We start from the raw sequence: 18,310 nt of genomic DNA on the forward strand, positions 1-18,310 counted from the left end.
CACCATGCAACCATTTTGCAACAAAAAATTTGATGCTAAATAGACATGGCCTTATTTAGTTCTCGGTTATTGGTTATATGTGATAGTGTTTAGTCCCAAATCTTTGAAATACATCACAATAAAATTTGGCTCTGGTGGTTCGGAGCCTTTTTTTATGCCTTTTATTTTCCTCGATAATCATTGAATCAACGGGATTCCTTTCAAAGAGTTTTTATTCCTTTTTGTGGACAAAGCATACGCTTAATGATTCTTTACAACACAAAGTAATAGTTTTACAACAAAAAATTTGATGCTAAATAGACATGGCCTTATTTAGTTCTCGGTTATTGGTTATATGTGATGATGTTTAGTCCCAAATCTTCAAATACATCACAATAAAATTTGGCTCTGGTGGTTCGGAGCCTTTTTTTATGCCCAAAAATTATACTTCGACGGTTGTGTCACAAGTTATTTGACTGATATTTATCATTTTTGCTCAGCGCTAAAGCGCTTAATTTGTTCTTTCTAATCAAAACTGGCTTCAAATTATGGGAGAGCATCTGGTAAAAAAATTGAGCAAGGCCGAGGATCGAGCAATTTATAGCCGACAACTGTTAAATGACGTTGCCGCCTTAGGTCAAATGCTAGACCAAGGACTTTTTGAAAGACAACCTTTGCGAATAGGGGCAGAGCAAGAATTTTGCCTTGTCGATAAAGATTGGTATCCAGCACCAAAGGCCTTGGAGATCTTGGAACGTCTGAAAGATGATCATTTTACTACAGAAATAGCCCTGTATAACTTAGAGGTCAACTTAGAGCCTTTGATTTTAGAAGGAAGGTGCTTTTCTAAACTTCATAAAGAAGTAATTAGCATGATCAGTAAAGTGAACGACGCCGCTAAAGTTTTCAAAACAAAGCCATTGCTTACGGGCATCTTGCCAACGATCATGCCAAAGCATCTGAAAGAAAATTTTATGACGCCTGCTGAGCGATATTTCGCACTCAACGAGACCATGAGGTCTTTGAGGGGACGAAATTTTGATCTTCATATCAAAGGCATAGATGAGGTGAGTTTGATGCACGACTCTGTTTTATTTGAAGGCTGCAATACGAGCTTTCAAGCACATCTACAAATTGATCCATACGATTTTGTGAAAAGCTTTAACTGGTCGCAAGCGATCGCTGGTCCAGTGCTTAGCATATGCGCAAATTCTCCAATTCTTCAGGGGAAAGAGTTGTGGGATGAGACGCGAATCGCCCTGTTTGCACAAAGCATCGATACCCGGGCGAGCTCCTATCAGTTGAACGAGCGGGAGGCACGCGTTAGCTTTGGTCAATCTTGGGCCACAGGAACGGCGGTGGATATTTTTAAAGAGAATATCGTTCGGTTTAGAAGTGTGATCACTACAGATTTCGAGAAAGATAGCCTGCAAGAGCTTTCTAATGGGACCATTCCAAAACTAAGAGCCTTAAACCTTCACAATGGAACAGTATATCGCTGGAATCGACCTTGCTATGGCATTACCGATGGAAAACCCCATCTTAGAATCGAATGTAGATATATTCCTGCCGGACCTTCCATCGTGGATGAAATTGCCAATATGGTCTTTTGGATCGGTCTTATGAGTGGAAGACCGGCGAAGTTTGATGAGGTCGATAAGAAGATGGACTTCAAGGATGTAAAATCCAACTTCTTCAACGCGGCTCGCTATGGTATGGCCTCACAGATGTATTGGGAAGGTAAACTTATTCCGGTAGATCAGTTGATCTTGGGAGAATTGATACCCATGGCGGCCAAAGGTTTGAAAAAGGTAGACATAGATCCAAAGGATATCGAATACTATTTGAATATCATCAGAGATCGAGTCAAAGGGCAGAACGGATCGCGTTGGTGCAGACTTAGTTACAGAAAATTAAATGTCAAATACAAGAAGATCGATGCTTCGCGAGCGTTGGTTGCGGCGATCTATAAGAATCAAAAAGAAGAGCGACCTATTTCTTCATGGGAAGTGATAGATGAAGATATTGAGATAACAGCGGAGCGCTACAAAAAAGTAAATCAGTTGATGAATAGGAGCGTGATTACGGCCAACGAGAATGATAGTGCCGAATTCGTGGCTGCCATTATGGAGTGGAAAAATATTCACCACATGCCGATCATAGATGATGCTGGAAAACTGAAGGGCCTGGTCACTACGACGGATATCGAAGGGATGAAATCTGCAGGGAAGACGGCAGCTGTTAGTGAGTTCATGAAAACAGACATCGTTGTAGTAAACCCCGAAACCGAAATCGCACAAGCCAAAGATATTATGGAAAATGCCCAAATAGGATGCTTGCCGATCATTAATTATGGTAGCTTAGTGGGAATTATTACGCGAAGCGATTTTTAATATATGGAGCGAGTTTTAATGAAGATAGAAGGCGAGCCCAAATCGCCGACATTGGTGTTTTTTGTTGGAATCCATGGAAATGAGAAAGCAGGATTAAAAGCATTTACACAAATCAAGGATGAATTAGAACAACTGAGTTTTAACGGTTCTCTCTATGTCTTTTCAGGAAATATGAGGGCCCTAGAAAAAGATGTTCGATTTATAGATAAGGACCTGAACAGAATTTGGACCTCAAAACTGATCGAAGAACTCCAAGAGCAGCATCCGCCAATTGCTGAGGCCAGCGACCTATTTGATCTTCTGGGACATATCGAAATCATTGTAGCGACTAGAAAAGGACCGATCTATTTCATTGACTTCCACACCACCTCAAGCAGAACGTTACCCTTCATTACGATCAATGACGCATTGATCAACCGGAAGTTTTCCAGGCAGTTTCCAGCCCCCGTTATTCTGGGGATAGAAGAATATTTAGAGGGACCACTTCTTAGCTACATCAACCAGTTAGGATATGTTTCTCTGGGGTTCGAATCCGGACAGCACGAGGAACTAGAGGCAATTGAGAACGCAAAAGCATTTATGTATCTTTCCTTCTGCTTTTCAGGAATATTGAAGAAGGAAGAAATACCATCGCTAGATAAACATTATGAGCATCTAAGAAACGCTTCGAAAGAAAACATCAAATTCTTTGAAGTGATCGATCGATATCTGATCAAGAATACGGAAACGTTTGTCATGGAGGAAGGGTTTGGCAGTTTTCAAAAAATTGCCAAGGGGACCCTATTGGCGCATAGCAATAGCATCCCAATTTTTGCAAACAAAAGAGCGACGCTGTTTATGCCACTTTATCAAGCGCAGGGGGAAGAAGGCTTCTTTTTAATTCGAAGAATACCCGATTTCTTTCTGAAGCTCTCCACCTTTTTGCGCAATCGAGAACTGGATAGACTGCTCACATGGCTGCCAGGGGTTCGTTGGGACTCACCAAAAAGAGAGGCGCTGCAGGTAAACTTGAAAGTTGCTCGTTTTTTGGCCCGACCCATCTTTCACCTTTTGGGATATCGCCAACGTATTCAAGATACCGACCATATAAAGATCTTCAATAGGGAAAGAACCGCTAGAAAGGACCTTTATATGGAGGAGAAGTGGTTTAGCTGATGAGCTATAAAATGGCACCCAGAGCACTGCGCCCTTACTGTTTCAATATATTATAGACCGTCCGCTCAGATATAAATAGGCGCTCGGTAAGTTCAACAACTATTTCTTTCATTTGCTTTTCAGAATTGTTTCTAACATAATTCTCTACAAATCGTTTTCTTTTTTCTAATAATATTTTACTTCGCTGCATTTTCTGTAGGTTCTTTATATCAATAGTTAAAACTACCATCTGATGGATGGTGGTAGATATTCTGTGTTATTTTCTAAATACAAGAAAATGTTGCAAAACACCTCATAAATCAAACATATTTTGTAATTTAGTAATCAAAATTAAAACATATTACAATATAATACAAACAAAATACAGATTTTTCTGTTTTTTGTTGCAATTTCTTGAAATTTGTACTGTATGGAATTCATCAATCAAAAAATAAAAGAGATCATTGCACACTTTGGGCTGAACAACAATTCGTTTGCCAAAAGGATTGGGGTCACCAGCACAACGATCGATAGCATTACCACCGGAAGATTACAACCAGATGGATCCAGAAAGAGAACAAAGCCGGGATATGACCTTTTAGAAAGAATCATCGAAGAATTCAATATCAATCCCGATTATCTGTTTGCTAGAAGCAATGAAATGCTACAAAGCAAGATACCTGATCGAATGAACTATACGAGTGTCCCACAAGTGGTGACAGTAGATCAGGAAGGAGCGGAAAACATTGTCTATGTCCCGGTCAAAGCAAGAGCGGGATATCTGGATGGGTATGGGGACATGGAATATATCGAAACACTACCATCCTTTAATATGCCTCATCTTACCAACGGAACGTATCGTTGCTTCGAGGTACAAGGCAATTCTATGGTGGGAACTTTCTTTGATGGCGATTTGGTCTTCGGCCGATTTGTAGAAACATTGGACGACCTTAAGGATGGCCGAGTTTATGTTATCGTTAGCAAAAATGATGGTATCGTTCTAAAACGAGTGATCAATCGAACAAAAGAACGAGGCAAACTCATATTGAAGTCGGATAATAAAGATGGCAATTACCCTACCTACACCATTGACGCAGAAGATGTCATCGAAGCTTGGTATGTTACCATGTATGCTTCAAGACAAATGCCAGAACCCGTAGATGTTTACGATCGATTGCATAATCTAGAAAGCAAGCTGGTGATGTTAGAAAAGAAACTTGAGGTTGAAGAATAAAAAAACCATCTAAAAAGTCGTCATTCCGACCACAAAACTTCGTGGGAAGGAATCTGTTAAACTTTACCGAAATGACAGAAAGATTGCTTCTCCGCCCATTGCGAATCGCAATGACCTTTATCTGATACTTTTTAGATGGCCTTTCTTATAATTATTGATCCGTTATCTTAATTAAACTCCACTACATTGTTGGACCTGTTGACATCGGCCATGAGTCCGGAAGGGTCCAATACAATAGCTCGAATGCTACTTTTGGGCCTGTCGATGGTAAATTCGTATGTTGGAAATGCCCAAGGCCAATCTGGTAGTACAGTTCTATTCATAGAAGGATATGGATTATCCTTTTCTCCTCGCATCATGCGCAATGCCGTATAAAACGTTTCTTGGGACCCATCCTTGTAGACAACTAAAATGTCTTGCGGCATTGGCATTAACCCAATGCGCTCCAAAGTTACCTTGGTAACATTATTATTATCTTTTACATCTTTGACACCATAGTCGATCGTATTTGTGGTCTGTGTCCAATCGGTAAGGTACCAATCCAACTCTAAATTCGAGACCTTTTCAGCAGTACGTTTGATATCGTTTGGAGTTGGATGCTTGAATTTGAAATCGTTAAAGTACTTTCTAATGGTTTCCATCAACTTATCCTGCCCGATGACATAACCCAGTTGCGACAGAAAAACAGCGCCTTTGCTATAGGCAGAAAGGCCATAAGCCATATTCCTCTCATAACGGTCGGCCTGTGTCGACTGTGGCTGTTCTACCCCAGAGCTGGCCAAGTGAAAGTAGCCGCTATAGTCGGACATGAAAGGATTTTCCTTTTTTTGATCCATGATCGCATTTTCGCAAAGAGCAGAAATAAAGCTGGTGAACCCCTCATCCATCCATTCATGTTTGGACTCATTCGTGCCAAGCAAATGCTGAAACCAGCTATGGGCCATTTCGTGGACCGTAACCCCTACCAAACTAGGGAAGGAGCGTTGACCTGTAACCAACGTGCACATGGCATATTCCATACCCCCATCGCCTCCTTGTATCACAGAGTACTGATCGTAGGGATATGGCCCGATATTTCTATTAAAGAAATTCAGTGCCTCGACCGCCTTCGGTTGTAACTTTTTCCAACTGTCGGTTATGTTTGGGTTGTTCTTGTAGAGAAAATGCAACATAGGACCGTTTTCGACCTGTAGCTTATCGTGAATATACGCTGGGTCTGCGGCCCATGCAAAGTCCATCACCTGTGGCGCCACGAAATGCCAGGTGAGCTTTCCATTCTTTACTTTTTTACTCACACGCATACCTTTCGCCTCATATCCATGGCCGATCTCTTGGGGGTTTTGAAGATATCCGGTACCGCCAACTACATAGTCCTTGTCAATGGATAGCTTTACGTCAAAATCTCCCCAAACCTGATGAAACTCTCTACCGATGTAAGGATGTGCGTGCCACCCTTCAAAATCATATTCGGCCATTTTGGGATACCATTGCGTCATAGAAAGTGCGACCCCCTCACTATTATTTCTTCCAGATCGCCTTATTTGAAGAGGAACCTGTCCGGTGAATTCCATGTCGAAAGTAACACTTTCACCTGGCTGAATGGGCTTTGCCAAAATCACTTCTAGAACGGTCCCAGCAGTCTCGTGCATTAACGGTTTCCCATTTTGTTTTAATGAGCTCACTTTGAGGTATCCGATCTCATCGGGGCCTAATTTACTGATCCGGTTTCCAACACGGCTATCGGGATCGGCAATGGTCCTTGAGCGGACATCCATTTCACTTCCTGGCTGAAACGCATTAAAGTACAAATGATAGAACACTTTATTCAAGACATCTGGCGAATTGTTGGTATATACCAACTTTTGAACACCACTATAGCGATAATTGGTGACATCAAAATCTATGGTCATCTTATAGTCTACGTGCTGTTGCCAATAACCGCATGCTGAATTGGTTGTGACCAAAGGTTGCTGTTGGGGCTCTTGCTTTATCGTTGTCCCAGAGGAGGAACATGCGCTTAGAAGCATTGCCAAGCTGATGATACTAAGAATGGGTCTGTTCATACCTGTAATTTTTCTTTTAAGGAAGTCTGGACGACTGTAATTATTTGGACATTTTCTGAGCCATGATCAGGGCGTTATATGCATTGACCATTTTTCCAGACTTTGATAATTCTGAAAACGAGCGTACATCGTCCACTTTGCCTCCGACGATCACTTTTGTTTTAACGGCCAAGCCCGAGTCTATAAGGATCTGTTTTACTTGAGAAGCGGTAAGTTTTGGATATAAGGAACGGATCAATGCCGCAACTCCTGCAACTGCCGGAGCGGCCATAGAAGTACCTCCCTTAAATTCATAATTGTCTTTCGGCGTGGTGGAGTAAATTCCAGAACCAGGAGCAAAGACATCTACATTCTGTTTTCCATAATTGGAGAATCCAGCGACTAGCTCTGCTCCGTATTTGTTCGCCAATGCACCCACTGAGATAAAGGTGTCAGACACTTCAGGACCGTTATCGATGGCATCATTTGGGAACACATCATTTTCCGTGTCATCTAGATCAATACCATCATTACCCGCTGCGTTGACGATGAGCACATCCTTCTCACCAGCATATTTAATAGCATCTCGTACCCATTCTGCATTAGGTGAAAAGGCCTTTCCAAAACTGGTATTGATGATCTTGGCCCCATTATCTACTGCATATCTGATGGCCAATGCGATGTCCTTGTCGTATTCATCACCGTTGGGAACGGCTCTGATCGCCATGATCTCTACATTGTTTGCAACACCGTCAATTCCCTTGTTGTTGTTCCGTTGTGCAGCAATAATACCAGCAACGTGGGTACCGTGGCCTGCATCTTCCTTATTAGGACCAATCACATTTGGATTCCCGTAATTCTTGTCGTTAAAATTATAAGGGTCATCACCAACGACCTTTCTACCGTCAAAATTTACATTGAGGTTATAGTTGAGTTGGTCGTATACATAATCCTGAAAGTTCTTGATCTCTTTGTCAAAATCCGCCTTGCTCATTTCTTGCCCATTCAAGATTTGAAGCATTATCTGCTTTGCTTGGACAACTTCTTTATCCTCAGTATCGATTGCTTCGACCTCTTCTTTGGTATAGGTCTCCTTCTTCAAATGGTTTTGAAGTGTTTTATCTACATTCAATATAAAATCCAATTGATTTTTAGGACCTTGTAAATCGGCAAGCTCTTTTTCCAGTTTAGCCTTGGCCTTCTTGTATATCTCAGACCCGTCGTCTCCTTTGGCAACGATGCGGGTCATTTCTAATTGCTCATCGTTAGAATCACCCAGAAAATTCCATCCGTGAATATCGTCGACATACCCGTTGTTGTCGTCATCCTTTCCATTGCCTGGTCGCTCATCTTTATTCACCCAGACCACATTTTTTAAGTCTTCGTGTTCTATATCCACTCCCGAATCGATGACTCCAACAATGACCGTTGTTCCTTTCTTGCCTTTGATGAACTCCTCATAGGCTTTATCTACGCTCATGCCTGGAATGGTGTCGGAGACAAGGTCGGCGTGACCCCAGCTTTTTCTTTCTTCCTCACTCAAAGGAATAGTTTTGAGCGGAATGGCGTCAATATTCTCAATTGGTGTAGAAATCAAGGTTGGAGCACCACAACTTGCCAAAACCAATGTTGTGAGCGCTAATAGTGCAATACGTTTACTTACTTTTTTCATATTCTCAATTAAATTTTATCCTAATAGTTCTTCCGCCGAAAATATTTCATCGAGCCTTACACCCTTTTCAGTTCGCTTTACCGAAATTATCTCATGATAGGGATCGTGCTCCAAAAACAAATAGAAATTATTTTCCGCGGCGATATTTAAAAAAACGTTCTTTTCTTCTAGTGTCAATAAAGGCCTTGTGTCGTAGCCCATAATATAGGGTAAGGGTATGTGCCCCACCGTTGGTAGTAGGTCTGCCATGAAGGCCAAGGTGTTGCCTTTGTAATTGATCAGTGGGATCATCTGTTTTTCGGTATGCCCGTCAGCAAAAAAAATGTCGAAACCTAACTCGGAATCTTTCAAGATATTCGAAGAGGGAATTCCAACATGATTGAGTTGCCCACTAGCTTCAAGCGGCAGTATATTTTCTGATAAAAAAGAGGCCTTTTCCCTTGGGTTTGGAGTGGTTGCCCATTGCCAATGTGCTTCATTACTCCAAAAACGAGCATTTTTGAAAGCGGGCTCGTATCCGGTTTTGTCGTGATTCCATTGGATACTGCCGCCACAATGATCGAAGTGCAGATGTGTCATAAATACATCTGTGATCTCGTCTCTATGGAAGCCATATTTTTTTAATGAGAGATCGATAGAATGATCTCCCCAGAGATCATAGTAGCCGAAGAATTTATCGCTCTGCTTGTTTCCCATGCCAGTATCGATCAAGATCAACCGATCACCATCTTCGATGAGCAAGGATCTGGCAGACATTTCAATCATATTATTGGCATCTGCAGGATTGGTTCTTTGCCATAGACTTTTGGGGACAACACCAAACATAGCCCCTCCATCTAGCTTGAAATTTCCTGTCTCTATGGGGTATAAATTCATGAGAAAGATAAATATGATGCAAAATAAGAAAAGCATCTTACATTTAACAAAATAGCCCTCAATTGTTGAGATATTTTTAACAGAAAACGGTCTAATGTTGAAGCAATCCTTGAAGGCGGGTTCCGAAATCCACGAGTGCCTTGACCTCTCTCACGCTGGCCAAACGCTCCTTATTCTTTATGATCAATGAAGAGCCATTTGATTCGATATGATAGTAAGGGTTACTTTCAAAAAACAAGACCAACTCATCTGTAAATAATTCTCGTATCGCCTCCTGATCTTCTCCTCTAAGATAAAATCGCTTAGAAAAGTCGCTGTGCCCGTCGATATCAATATCCCTAAAACCAGCTAGATGATAGAGCATCTCTAAGAATCCTTCCCTATCTAGCGTAAATATTGGAATTGTGCGCTTCAGATCGATATAAAGCATCGTAGTGCGCACAACTTCCTTCGCGATGAACGCTCCTTCTGAATATTCGATATCGAACAGTCGAAATAGATTCTTTTCGTCTGAGAGCTCATTGAAGATCACATTGGGTCTTTTGGTTTTGAAGTATAAAAAGTCGTCTAAAAACTGAGTGTTTTCAGTTTTTTTAGGAACATATGCCCAACTTAGATCTTTAGACACCTCTTTGAGCGCTGTTTGTCTCTTGGTAAGAAATTTACCGATCCCGATAATATTTTGAAGCGGCAACACCTTCCTTATGGCGAATGGATGCTTAGAATCGGTGTCGTGAGCATCAAGGCCAATAACCTCAAAATGTCCACCTTTTCTATCAAAACTTTGTTGATAGCTATTTAGATTTTCCATAACGGTATGGTCGACAAAATCACAAAGAGAGAAGTCGACGATCACCTCTTCATCCTGTGGGATCCCATCTAACTTTGCCTTGAGCCGATAGAAATTGAGAAAACTTGAGAATGTTTTTACACTCACATAGTAGTTTCCCTTTACCGCTTCCTTGTACATCAATACATTAGGTTTGGCAAAGTTCCGAAGGAAGAGGGTAAAACTTTTATTGATGACAACGTGGATAATAAAAGTGACAAGAATACCTATCAGAATACCGGATATTAGATTGGTGAGAATCGTTGTCAGCAATGTAATGACGAAGATCAGCACTTGTTCTCTTCCGATTCTTGAAACCTCTCTTAACGTGCCCGGCGCAGCCAATTTGTAACCCGTATATACCAAGATCGCAGCAAGTGCGGGTAATGGGATCATTTGTAATTGCTCTTGAAATACCAAGAGGAAGATGAGTAAAAACATCGCATGAAACATGTTGGAGGATCGATCGTTACTCCCGTTATTCACATTGACCGAGCTTCTGGCAATCACAGTCACCACATTTAAGCCTCCGATAAAACCACTAACTACCGTCGCAAAACCAAGCGCCTTCAAGTCTTTATTTACGTTGCTTCTCCTTTTTTCTGGGTCTAATTTATCCACCGCCTTGATGCTGAGCAGTGATTCTATACTGGCGATGAGTGTTATTGCTAGCACGATACCGACAAAATCAAGACTGAGAGCTTTATCAAAATTTGGAAAGACCAGATTGCTTGCAAAATTTTCCGGAATGTTGACTAAAAGATCTTCGGACATCGGATAGGCCTCTTTGGAAAAGAGCTGATAATAATAGCTGAAACCAACGACCAAGATAACAATCCACATCGGAGCAGGAATTAACTGAAAGTACTTGTTTCTGATCTTGGAATAAAATATCATAATTCCAAGACTCATGAGCCCTATGATGGCGGCGGCAAGAAGACTTCTATCGTTAGATGTGTATACCTCGATAAAGGACGAGGGTATTTGAAAAAGAAGTTCTACGATACTTCCTTTCGTATCCAGCTGTCCCAGCATTACATGAAACTGTTTGGCAAAGATGCCAACTCCGATGGCCGCCAACATTCCTTGTATGGCGGAAGAAGGGAAGAAGTCACTCAGTATCCCCAGCCGCAGAAAACCCAACAGCATCATTAGTATTCCAGCAACGACGATCGCTGCCAGTGTAAATAAATATCCTTGATAGTTATTTCCTTCACCTAAGGTTGTAATGGCACCTAGGAGTACTATGACCAACCCATTACCAGGACCTGTGATCGTTACATTGGAACCTCCCAAGAATCCTACGAGAAAACCACCCACGATTGCAGCGATGATTCCAGAAATTGGAGGCGCTTCAGATGCAAGGGCCAAACCAAGTCCTAAAGGCAACGCGATCAAGGAAACGACGAAACCAGCAAAAATATTTTTAGGCAGGTTCTTGGCGGGAGTGTTCATACTTGTTTTTGTGGACATGTGGTTATTGGATGATCAATACGTCGGTTGGAAGTTCTGAGAGAATGTACTCGATATCATGTGGAAATATGCGATCCAGAAGACCGCTCTTAGTTGGCGCATTCATGATAAGGAGATCGGCTCGCACAACTTGGGCATAGTGGCCGATGGAATAACCTCTTCTCCCAAAAATACTTTGAACATGTACGTTAATGCCAGGCTTGAGGTCTTTTGGCACCTCCTCTAAGATTTGATTTACCCGCGAGTTTTCGCGAAGCTTGATGCGCTCCTTGACCAAGGTAGCCTTTCGTAATGATCGATCGTCCTCAACGGCAACATGCACTTCCTGCTGGCTTATTTCTTCAACAATAGTGATCTTATTGGCGCCCAATAAGGTTCCGACAAAGAAAGAGCTGAGCACAGTTTCTTTCGTTTTCGGATCCTTAAGACCATTCACAACAATATGATTGCACGGTATTCTATGTACAGAGGGTTTAATTAATAACAGCACGGAACATTGCGCTTTTCTGGTAAGCTTTCTCGCAATCGACCCGATGTAATACTGATAGAGATTTTCGCGCTTCAAAGCACCTAAGATCAGCAAGTCCACGCAGTATTCCTCACAAGTCTTTAAAATCACCTCAACAGGAGCACCTTCTTTCCATACGACATCGATATTTGTGATTTGCTCGGGAAACTCTTCAAGGATCAAGGTTAGGATTTCCTCTTTCTGAGGTGTCCTATCGCCTACATGCACTAGAATTAGCTTCGCTGAGAATAATTTGGCCAATCGGGCAGCCTCAAAAACATTTGCGCGGAGGTTTGGGGAAAAGGCAATACCGATACTTATCGTTTTAAAATCTTTGTGCAAGAGGTGGTTTTTAGGTGATAAGCGCCCAAGATATAATTAATTTTTCTTTTGGAAAGGAACAAAGCTTAGCTAAGCGTATTCAGTAAATCTGAAAAAGTAGTATTTTAACAAAAAAAACTTCGATGTTAGAGTTAGCAAGTATTATCATTTTAGGAATTTTGGCACAATGGGTAGCATGGAAGTTCAAAATACCAGCGATATTACCACTCATCCTTATCGGGCTCTTCGTAGGCCCAGTATCTACCCTGTTGTCGGAAGATGGCACCAAGTGGATCGAGCCTATCTGGAATGGTGAAGAAGGATTCTTTCCTGGAGAGAACCTTTTCTACTTTGTATCGCTGGCCATCAGTATCATTCTATTCGAAGGCGGACTTACATTAAGAAAGAATGAAATAAAGAATGTGGGTCCCGTTATCACAAAGTTGATCACTATCGGAACGCTGGTCACGTTTTTTGCTGCGGGAATCGTAACACATTATATATTTGATCTTAGCTGGAAGATATGCTTTCTTTTTTCTGCATTGATCATCGTCACCGGACCCACCGTGATCTCACCGATCCTAAGGAATATTCCTCTGAAGAAAGATGTTTCTGCAGTCTTAAAATGGGAAGGGATCCTCATCGACCCCATCGGAGCGCTGGCGGCCGTCTTGGTATTTGAATTTATTACAGTGGGCGAAGGCAATGCCTACACCAAAACGGCCTTGATAGAGTTTGGGAAGATCGTCCTGTTTGGTACCGCCTTCGGCTTCACCTTTGCACATGCGTTGGTATATATAATCAAGAAGCAATGGATACCTCATTATTTGCTCAATGTAGTGTCTTTATCAGTAGTCTTGTTGGTATTTGTGGAGAGCGATATTTTCGCCCACGAATCAGGATTATTGGCTGTGGTGGTTATGGGATTAGTGATGGGAAATACAAAATTGCCAAATCTGAAAGAGCTTCTGTATTTCAAGGAATCTTTGAGCGTGCTATTGATATCCATACTGTTTATTTTGCTCGCGGCCAATATTGAAATGAAAGACCTTATACTGGTCTTTAATTGGAAGAGCGCCATTCTTTTTGCCATTGTGGTCTTTCTCATTAGACCTGTTGGAGTATTCTTAAGCACCTTCAACTCTGGATTGAAGCTCAACGAAAAAGTTTTCATAAGCTGGGTAGGGCCACGAGGTATTGTCGCTGCAGGAATCGCATCACTTTTTGGAGCAAAACTCGCGGCGAAAGGCGAGCCTGGGGCGGAATATATTACTCCACTGGTCTTTATGATCGTTCTGGGAACGGTGTTGCTCAATGCTACGACCGCGAGGCCTTTCGCAAAACTTATAGGAGTTTTCTTAAAATCTTCCGATGGGGTATTGATCGTAGGAGCAAGTCCTTTTGCAAGATTAATTGGAAAGTACTTAGATGACAATGGCCGACATGTGGTCTTGGCAGATAGTAATAAGGAAAATATAGAGAATGCTCAAGAGATGAATCTACTGGCGACAGAGGCAAACATCTTTTCTGAAGACCTAAGCAGCGATCCAGAATTTAGCGACATTGGTTATCTAATGGCACTTACCCCAAGCAGACAGGTCAACGAACATGTGCTAGATCGTTTTGGGAAGAGTCTTGGTGAAAATGGTGCCTTTAGGCTTATTACCAATGAGGAAATGAGCGATGAGAAGATAGATCGACCCGATTGTCTTTTCTCGCCTACAGATGATTTCATCAACCTGAGTGAAGTAGCTAGGGATTACCCAACAATGCACGAATTAGAGATAGAGTCAAAGGAACATTTTCTCGAAAGCCTGAATGCTATAAATGAAGAAAGAGAGTCTATACCAGTATTTATCAAAGACCTAGATGGAGAACTGCATATCTTATCTTGCAAAAGTGAAGAAATGGATATTAAGCAAGGTTATTTTCTTGTGTATATGGGAAAATCCATAGAATTATTGGCCTGATTGGAGTGATTTACAACAATAAAAGCCCAATTCACAACGTTTTTTTTTGGTTATCACAGGTTTGCCCTACTTTTACAATACCCAATAGATCTTATACGAACTGATGATGAAAAAGTTGATAGTTGCAGCAGTAGTGATTGCCCTTACCATGCTTATCTGTGTATAAGTCGGTCATGTAAGAATACCGACAGAAGTTACTTCCATTTCATATAATGGCTCGCAATGTGCGGGCTATTTTTTTTGAAAGCAATCCAAGATTTTAGAACTACCTTATAGATGCTCATACTACCTATGTATATATTGATTTCAGCTATTAGTGAAACTCTCTTAAATAAAAAGACACCAACATAATGGTGTCCTTTCACTTTTACTCTAAGGTCTACTTATTTAATCATTCAATTTTAAAACAGCCATAAACGCTTGCTGCGGAATTTCGACATTACCGACTTGGCGCATGCGCTTTTTACCTTTTTTCTGTTTCTCTAAAAGCTTACGCTTACGAGAGATATCACCGCCATAACATTTTGCCGTCACATCTTTTCGAAGTGCCTTGATGGTCTCTCTCGAGATGATCTTTGCACCGATCGCCGCCTGAATAGGAATGTCAAATTGCTGTCTGGGAATCAATTCGCGCAATTTCTCGCACATTCTTTTACCAATGTTGTACGCGTTGTCCGCATGGATCAATGCTGAAAGCGCATCAACCGAACTTCCGTTGATCAGCACATCAACTTTTACCAATTTTGAGGCGCGCATTCCTATAGGTGAATAATCGAAGGAAGCGTATCCTTTGGAGACGGTTTTCAATCGATCGTAAAAGTCAAAGACGATCTCTGCCAAAGGCATGTCAAAACTCAATTCCACACGATCTTGTGTCAAATAGGTCTGATTGGTGATCTGTCCGCGCTTTTCGATACATAGCGACATCACTGGCCCAACAAAATCAGATTTTGTAATGATCGATGCTTTGATATATGGTTCTTCTACACGATCTAGACCACTCGGATCTGGAAGGTCGGAAGGATTGTTTACAAGTAATGTTTCTTCAGGATTTTTCTTTGTATAGGCGTGATAAGATACGTTAGGGACCGTGGTGATCACTGTCATATCGAATTCGCGCTCCAATCGCTCTTGAATGATCTCTAAATGAAGCATGCCCAAGAATCCGCAACGGAAACCAAATCCTAGTGCGGCGGAGCTCTCAGGTTGAAACACCAACGAGGCGTCATTTAACTGAAGCTTTTCCATTGAATTACGAAGTTCTTCGTAATCTTCGGTGTCCACAGGGTAAATGCCGGCAAATACCATCGGCTTTACATCCTCAAATCCTTCAATGGCATTGGTAGTAGGTTTTTTGGCATCGGTGATGGTATCACCTACTTTGACTTCGCGGGCATCTTTGATTCCCGTGATGAGGTAGCCTACATCACCAGCTTTGATACTTTTCTTAGGTACCTGACTCAATTTTAAAGTGCCGACTTCATCCGCAAAATAGGTTTTGCCTGTCGCGATGAATTTGATTTGCTGTCCTTTTGTGATCTCCCCGTTGATCACCCTAAAATAGGTCTCTACCCCACGGAATGGGTTATATACCGAATCGAATATCAAGGCTTGTAGGGATTCATCGGGATTCCCTTTGGGAGGAGGCACCCGTTCAATGATTGCCTCAAGGATCTCTTCAATCCCAATACCGGTCTTTGCACTGGCCGGGATCACTTCCTCGGCATCGCAACCCAAAAGATCCACAATATCATCGGTCACTTCTTCTGGATTTGCTGAAGGAAGGTCTACTTTGTTCAGCACCGGAATGATCTCTAGATCATTTTCTAAGGCCAAATACAAATTGGAAATGGTCTGTGCCTGAATACTTTGGGCAGCATCTACCACCAATAACGCGCCTTCGCAGGCCGCGATGGATCGCGACACTTCATAGGAGAAGTCCACGTGTCCAGGCGTATCGATGAGGTTAAGGACATACTCTTCCCCCTTATAGGTATATTCCATTTGGATGGCGTGTGACTTGATGGTAATACCCCGTTCGCGTTCCAGGTCCATACTGTCCAATAATTGATCTTGCTTTTCGCGCTCGGTGACCGTACCTGTAAAATCCAGTAGGCGGTCCGCCAAGGTACTCTTACCATGGTCGATATGGGCGATGATGCAGAAATTGCGGATGTTCTTCATATATCAAATAAAATCCTTCTTCGTGTGGCTGCAAAGATACATTTTAAAAAAGTTTATTTCTCTTTAAAGTTGATGTATGAAAAAAGGAAGCCTTTTGACTTCTTGTTGATAGATCATTGTCTTAATTACTGACGACAATTCCCATCGATGATATCTTGTGCCGAAGGGCTATAGGGATTGAACAATATGGTCATACTTCTATAGGTGCCATTGGTGAGCAAATTGGAGAGTCCACAAAAATCTGTTATTTCAGAAACGATGCTTCCAACAATTACATCCTCTACCGAATTTAGGGCCTCAAATCCGTTAAGGGACACAAAATTTTCATTCGGAACAATCCTTAAGGAGCCTGATATGGATTCTAGTTTCTCTAGACCTGAAAGCGAGGCAAGTGTATTTGTTAAATTGTTCAAGGTATTGAATGAAAAATCCCCCTCGATACGTTCAAGATTCTCTAGCCCTTCAAAAGATGCGAGATTTTTTGGGGCTTCCAATGTAAAATCTCCTTTGATAGTTGTGATATTTTCCAACCCCTTAAAATTGACGAGAGAACCTTCAGAAAGTAAAAACGCTCCTTCTATATTGCTAAGATTGTGCAGATCCTCGATCGACGTCAAGACGCCATTATCAATTACGAGTAGACCGACACGCTCCAGATTGTTTAACCCTTTTAGTGAAAAAAGATTCATATTGTAGCCTACCAGAAGTTGGTCACCTATTGTCTGAAGATTCTCCAAGCCCTCGAGCGATGTGAGGCTATGGTTCTCTCTTAATTCGAAAGCTTGAGAAATGGCGACCAAAGAATTCAATGGAGCAAGGGTCGTAATGTCTGTAGGCACACCAGTAGTTCCGATAGTAAGGTTACCATTGATATTGGTATAATTGTTGGCACCAAAATCATTGACCTCTTGTTGAGACAATAAGACGACATCACCTTCAAAGGAATTTTGAGTACAAATACCATCCACAATATTTTGAACAGTAGGATTAAAGAGATTTCCGCTGATAATGGGAGCGTTCGGAATGATGCTATTGGTAAATAAATTTTGAAAAGCGCAGAAATCGTCAAGGCTATCGTTGTTTTGTATTTGCATGGAATTGACATCAGCAAGATTCTCCATGCCATCCAATGTTTCGAGCATTGAACAGTTATTAATGAAGAGGTCATTTACCCGAGTAAGATCTTCCATGCCGATCAACGAGCTCATCTCGTTGCTTCGTATCGTTAAATCAACACCTGAAAGGTCTGCTATTTTCGGAAACCCTTCTAAGGAGTTTAAATTAGGGAGCAACACTTCAATGCGGTTTCCGCCAACAGTAGTAATATTATGCAGCCCTTCTAACGAATTTAGTTGATAATCACCCTCTAATTGGACATTACCACCAACAGAGGTCAAGGTGGCCAACGGCGAAATGCTGGATATTGCAACATCTGTTATCTCTAGAGGCGAATAGACCCAGAGATTTCCATTAATTGTATGATAGTTTTCAGAGCCAAAATCATCGACTTCCTGCTGACTACGTAAAACAACATCACCTTCAAAAACGCCTTCTCGAGGAGCGTTTGTATCGGTCTCACAACTTACAAATGTGGCAATAACGACAAGCAGGAACAATTTCTTAAGCATAATGGTCTGATTTAAGGAAGCCGAATATAGCAATTAATCTAAAAATAGAACGGAAAGATTTTGTAAG

At 41.6% G+C, this 18,310-nt stretch carries 11 protein-coding genes; 4 read left to right on the plus strand and 7 right to left on the minus strand.

Annotated features, from left to right (window positions below; all coding sequences use genetic code 11):
• Positions 1-527: 527 nt before the first annotated feature.
• The 3 genes from ACFQ1M_RS13335 (at position 528) to ACFQ1M_RS13345 (ending at position 4,740) form a co-directional block, all read left to right on the plus strand.
• Positions 528-2,372, plus strand: coding sequence for a CBS domain-containing protein (locus tag ACFQ1M_RS13335; RefSeq protein WP_386409008.1), 1,845 nt, complete (start codon positions 528-530; stop codon positions 2,370-2,372).
• 3 nt (positions 2,373-2,375) lie between these two features.
• Entirely contained in the window at positions 2,376-3,527 is a 1,152-nt protein-coding gene (locus ACFQ1M_RS13340) for a succinylglutamate desuccinylase/aspartoacylase domain-containing protein (RefSeq protein ID WP_386409010.1), read from the plus strand.
• 409 nt (positions 3,528-3,936) lie between these two features.
• On the plus strand, positions 3,937-4,740 hold the full coding sequence (locus tag ACFQ1M_RS13345) for a S24 family peptidase (RefSeq protein WP_386409012.1): 804 nt from the start codon (positions 3,937-3,939) through the stop codon (positions 4,738-4,740).
• Between the two features lie 167 nt (positions 4,741-4,907).
• Here ACFQ1M_RS13345 and ACFQ1M_RS13350 read toward each other — a convergent pair whose 3' ends face one another.
• From ACFQ1M_RS13350 to ACFQ1M_RS13370, 5 genes are all read right to left on the minus strand, one after another.
• On the minus strand, positions 4,908-6,803 hold the full coding sequence (locus tag ACFQ1M_RS13350; RefSeq protein WP_386409014.1) for a M1 family metallopeptidase: 1,896 nt from the start codon (positions 6,801-6,803) through the stop codon (positions 4,908-4,910).
• A 40-nt stretch (positions 6,804-6,843) separates the two neighbouring features.
• Positions 6,844-8,454 (minus strand): S8 family peptidase, encoded by a 1,611-nt coding sequence (locus ACFQ1M_RS13355; RefSeq protein ID WP_386409016.1) that lies wholly within the window; start codon positions 8,452-8,454, stop codon positions 6,844-6,846.
• A gap of 15 nt (positions 8,455-8,469) precedes the next feature.
• Positions 8,470-9,330: an MBL fold metallo-hydrolase gene (locus ACFQ1M_RS13360; RefSeq protein ID WP_386409018.1), complete on the minus strand. Its 861-nt coding sequence runs from the start codon at positions 9,328-9,330 to the stop codon at positions 8,470-8,472.
• Between the two features lie 91 nt (positions 9,331-9,421).
• Positions 9,422-11,632, minus strand: coding sequence for a SulP family inorganic anion transporter (locus tag ACFQ1M_RS13365; RefSeq protein ID WP_386409020.1), 2,211 nt, complete (start codon positions 11,630-11,632; stop codon positions 9,422-9,424).
• A gap of 4 nt (positions 11,633-11,636) precedes the next feature.
• On the minus strand, positions 11,637-12,482 hold the full coding sequence (locus ACFQ1M_RS13370; RefSeq protein WP_386409022.1) for a universal stress protein: 846 nt from the start codon (positions 12,480-12,482) through the stop codon (positions 11,637-11,639).
• Positions 12,483-12,604: 122 nt separating this feature from the next.
• On the opposite strand from ACFQ1M_RS13370, the gene ACFQ1M_RS13375 reads away from it, so the two are divergent.
• The gene (locus ACFQ1M_RS13375; RefSeq protein ID WP_386409024.1) at positions 12,605-14,431 is read left to right on the plus strand and encodes a cation:proton antiporter; all 1,827 of its coding nucleotides are present in this window, start codon (positions 12,605-12,607) and stop codon (positions 14,429-14,431) included.
• 387 nt (positions 14,432-14,818) lie between these two features.
• Here ACFQ1M_RS13375 and lepA read toward each other — a convergent pair whose 3' ends face one another.
• Together lepA and ACFQ1M_RS13385 are read right to left on the minus strand one after the other, a co-directional pair.
• Positions 14,819-16,615, minus strand: a complete 1,797-nt coding sequence (gene lepA / locus ACFQ1M_RS13380) for a translation elongation factor 4 (RefSeq protein WP_386409026.1) — start codon at positions 16,613-16,615, stop codon at positions 14,819-14,821.
• 125 nt (positions 16,616-16,740) lie between these two features.
• Entirely contained in the window at positions 16,741-18,243 is a 1,503-nt protein-coding gene (locus ACFQ1M_RS13385; RefSeq protein ID WP_386409028.1) for a hypothetical protein, read from the minus strand.
• Positions 18,244-18,310: the final 67 nt, after the last annotated feature.

It is taken from the genome of Sungkyunkwania multivorans, from assembly GCF_042675645.1.
GTDB classification, from domain to species: domain Bacteria; phylum Bacteroidota; class Bacteroidia; order Flavobacteriales; family Flavobacteriaceae; genus Sungkyunkwania; species Sungkyunkwania multivorans.

Excerpts from the sequence above, each read along its gene's own strand:
- ACFQ1M_RS13345 (WP_386409012.1), top strand. The coding sequence starts at position 3,937 with ATGGAATTCATCAATCAAAAAATAAAAGAGATCATTGCACACTTTGGG.
- ACFQ1M_RS13360 (WP_386409018.1), bottom strand. The coding sequence starts at position 9,330 with ATGAATTTATACCCCATAGAGACAGGAAATTTCAAGCTAGATGGAGGG.
- ACFQ1M_RS13350 (WP_386409014.1), bottom strand. The coding sequence starts at position 6,803 with ATGAACAGACCCATTCTTAGTATCATCAGCTTGGCAATGCTTCTAAGC.
- ACFQ1M_RS13335 (WP_386409008.1), top strand. The coding sequence starts at position 528 with ATGGGAGAGCATCTGGTAAAAAAATTGAGCAAGGCCGAGGATCGAGCA.
- ACFQ1M_RS13365 (WP_386409020.1), bottom strand. The coding sequence starts at position 11,632 with ATGTCCACAAAAACAAGTATGAACACTCCCGCCAAGAACCTGCCTAAA.
- ACFQ1M_RS13355 (WP_386409016.1), bottom strand. The coding sequence starts at position 8,454 with ATGAAAAAAGTAAGTAAACGTATTGCACTATTAGCGCTCACAACATTG.
- lepA (WP_386409026.1), bottom strand. The coding sequence starts at position 16,615 with ATGAAGAACATCCGCAATTTCTGCATCATCGCCCATATCGACCATGGT.
- ACFQ1M_RS13340 (WP_386409010.1), top strand. The coding sequence starts at position 2,376 with ATGGAGCGAGTTTTAATGAAGATAGAAGGCGAGCCCAAATCGCCGACA.
- ACFQ1M_RS13385 (WP_386409028.1), bottom strand. The coding sequence starts at position 18,243 with ATGCTTAAGAAATTGTTCCTGCTTGTCGTTATTGCCACATTTGTAAGT.
- ACFQ1M_RS13375 (WP_386409024.1), top strand. The coding sequence starts at position 12,605 with ATGTTAGAGTTAGCAAGTATTATCATTTTAGGAATTTTGGCACAATGG.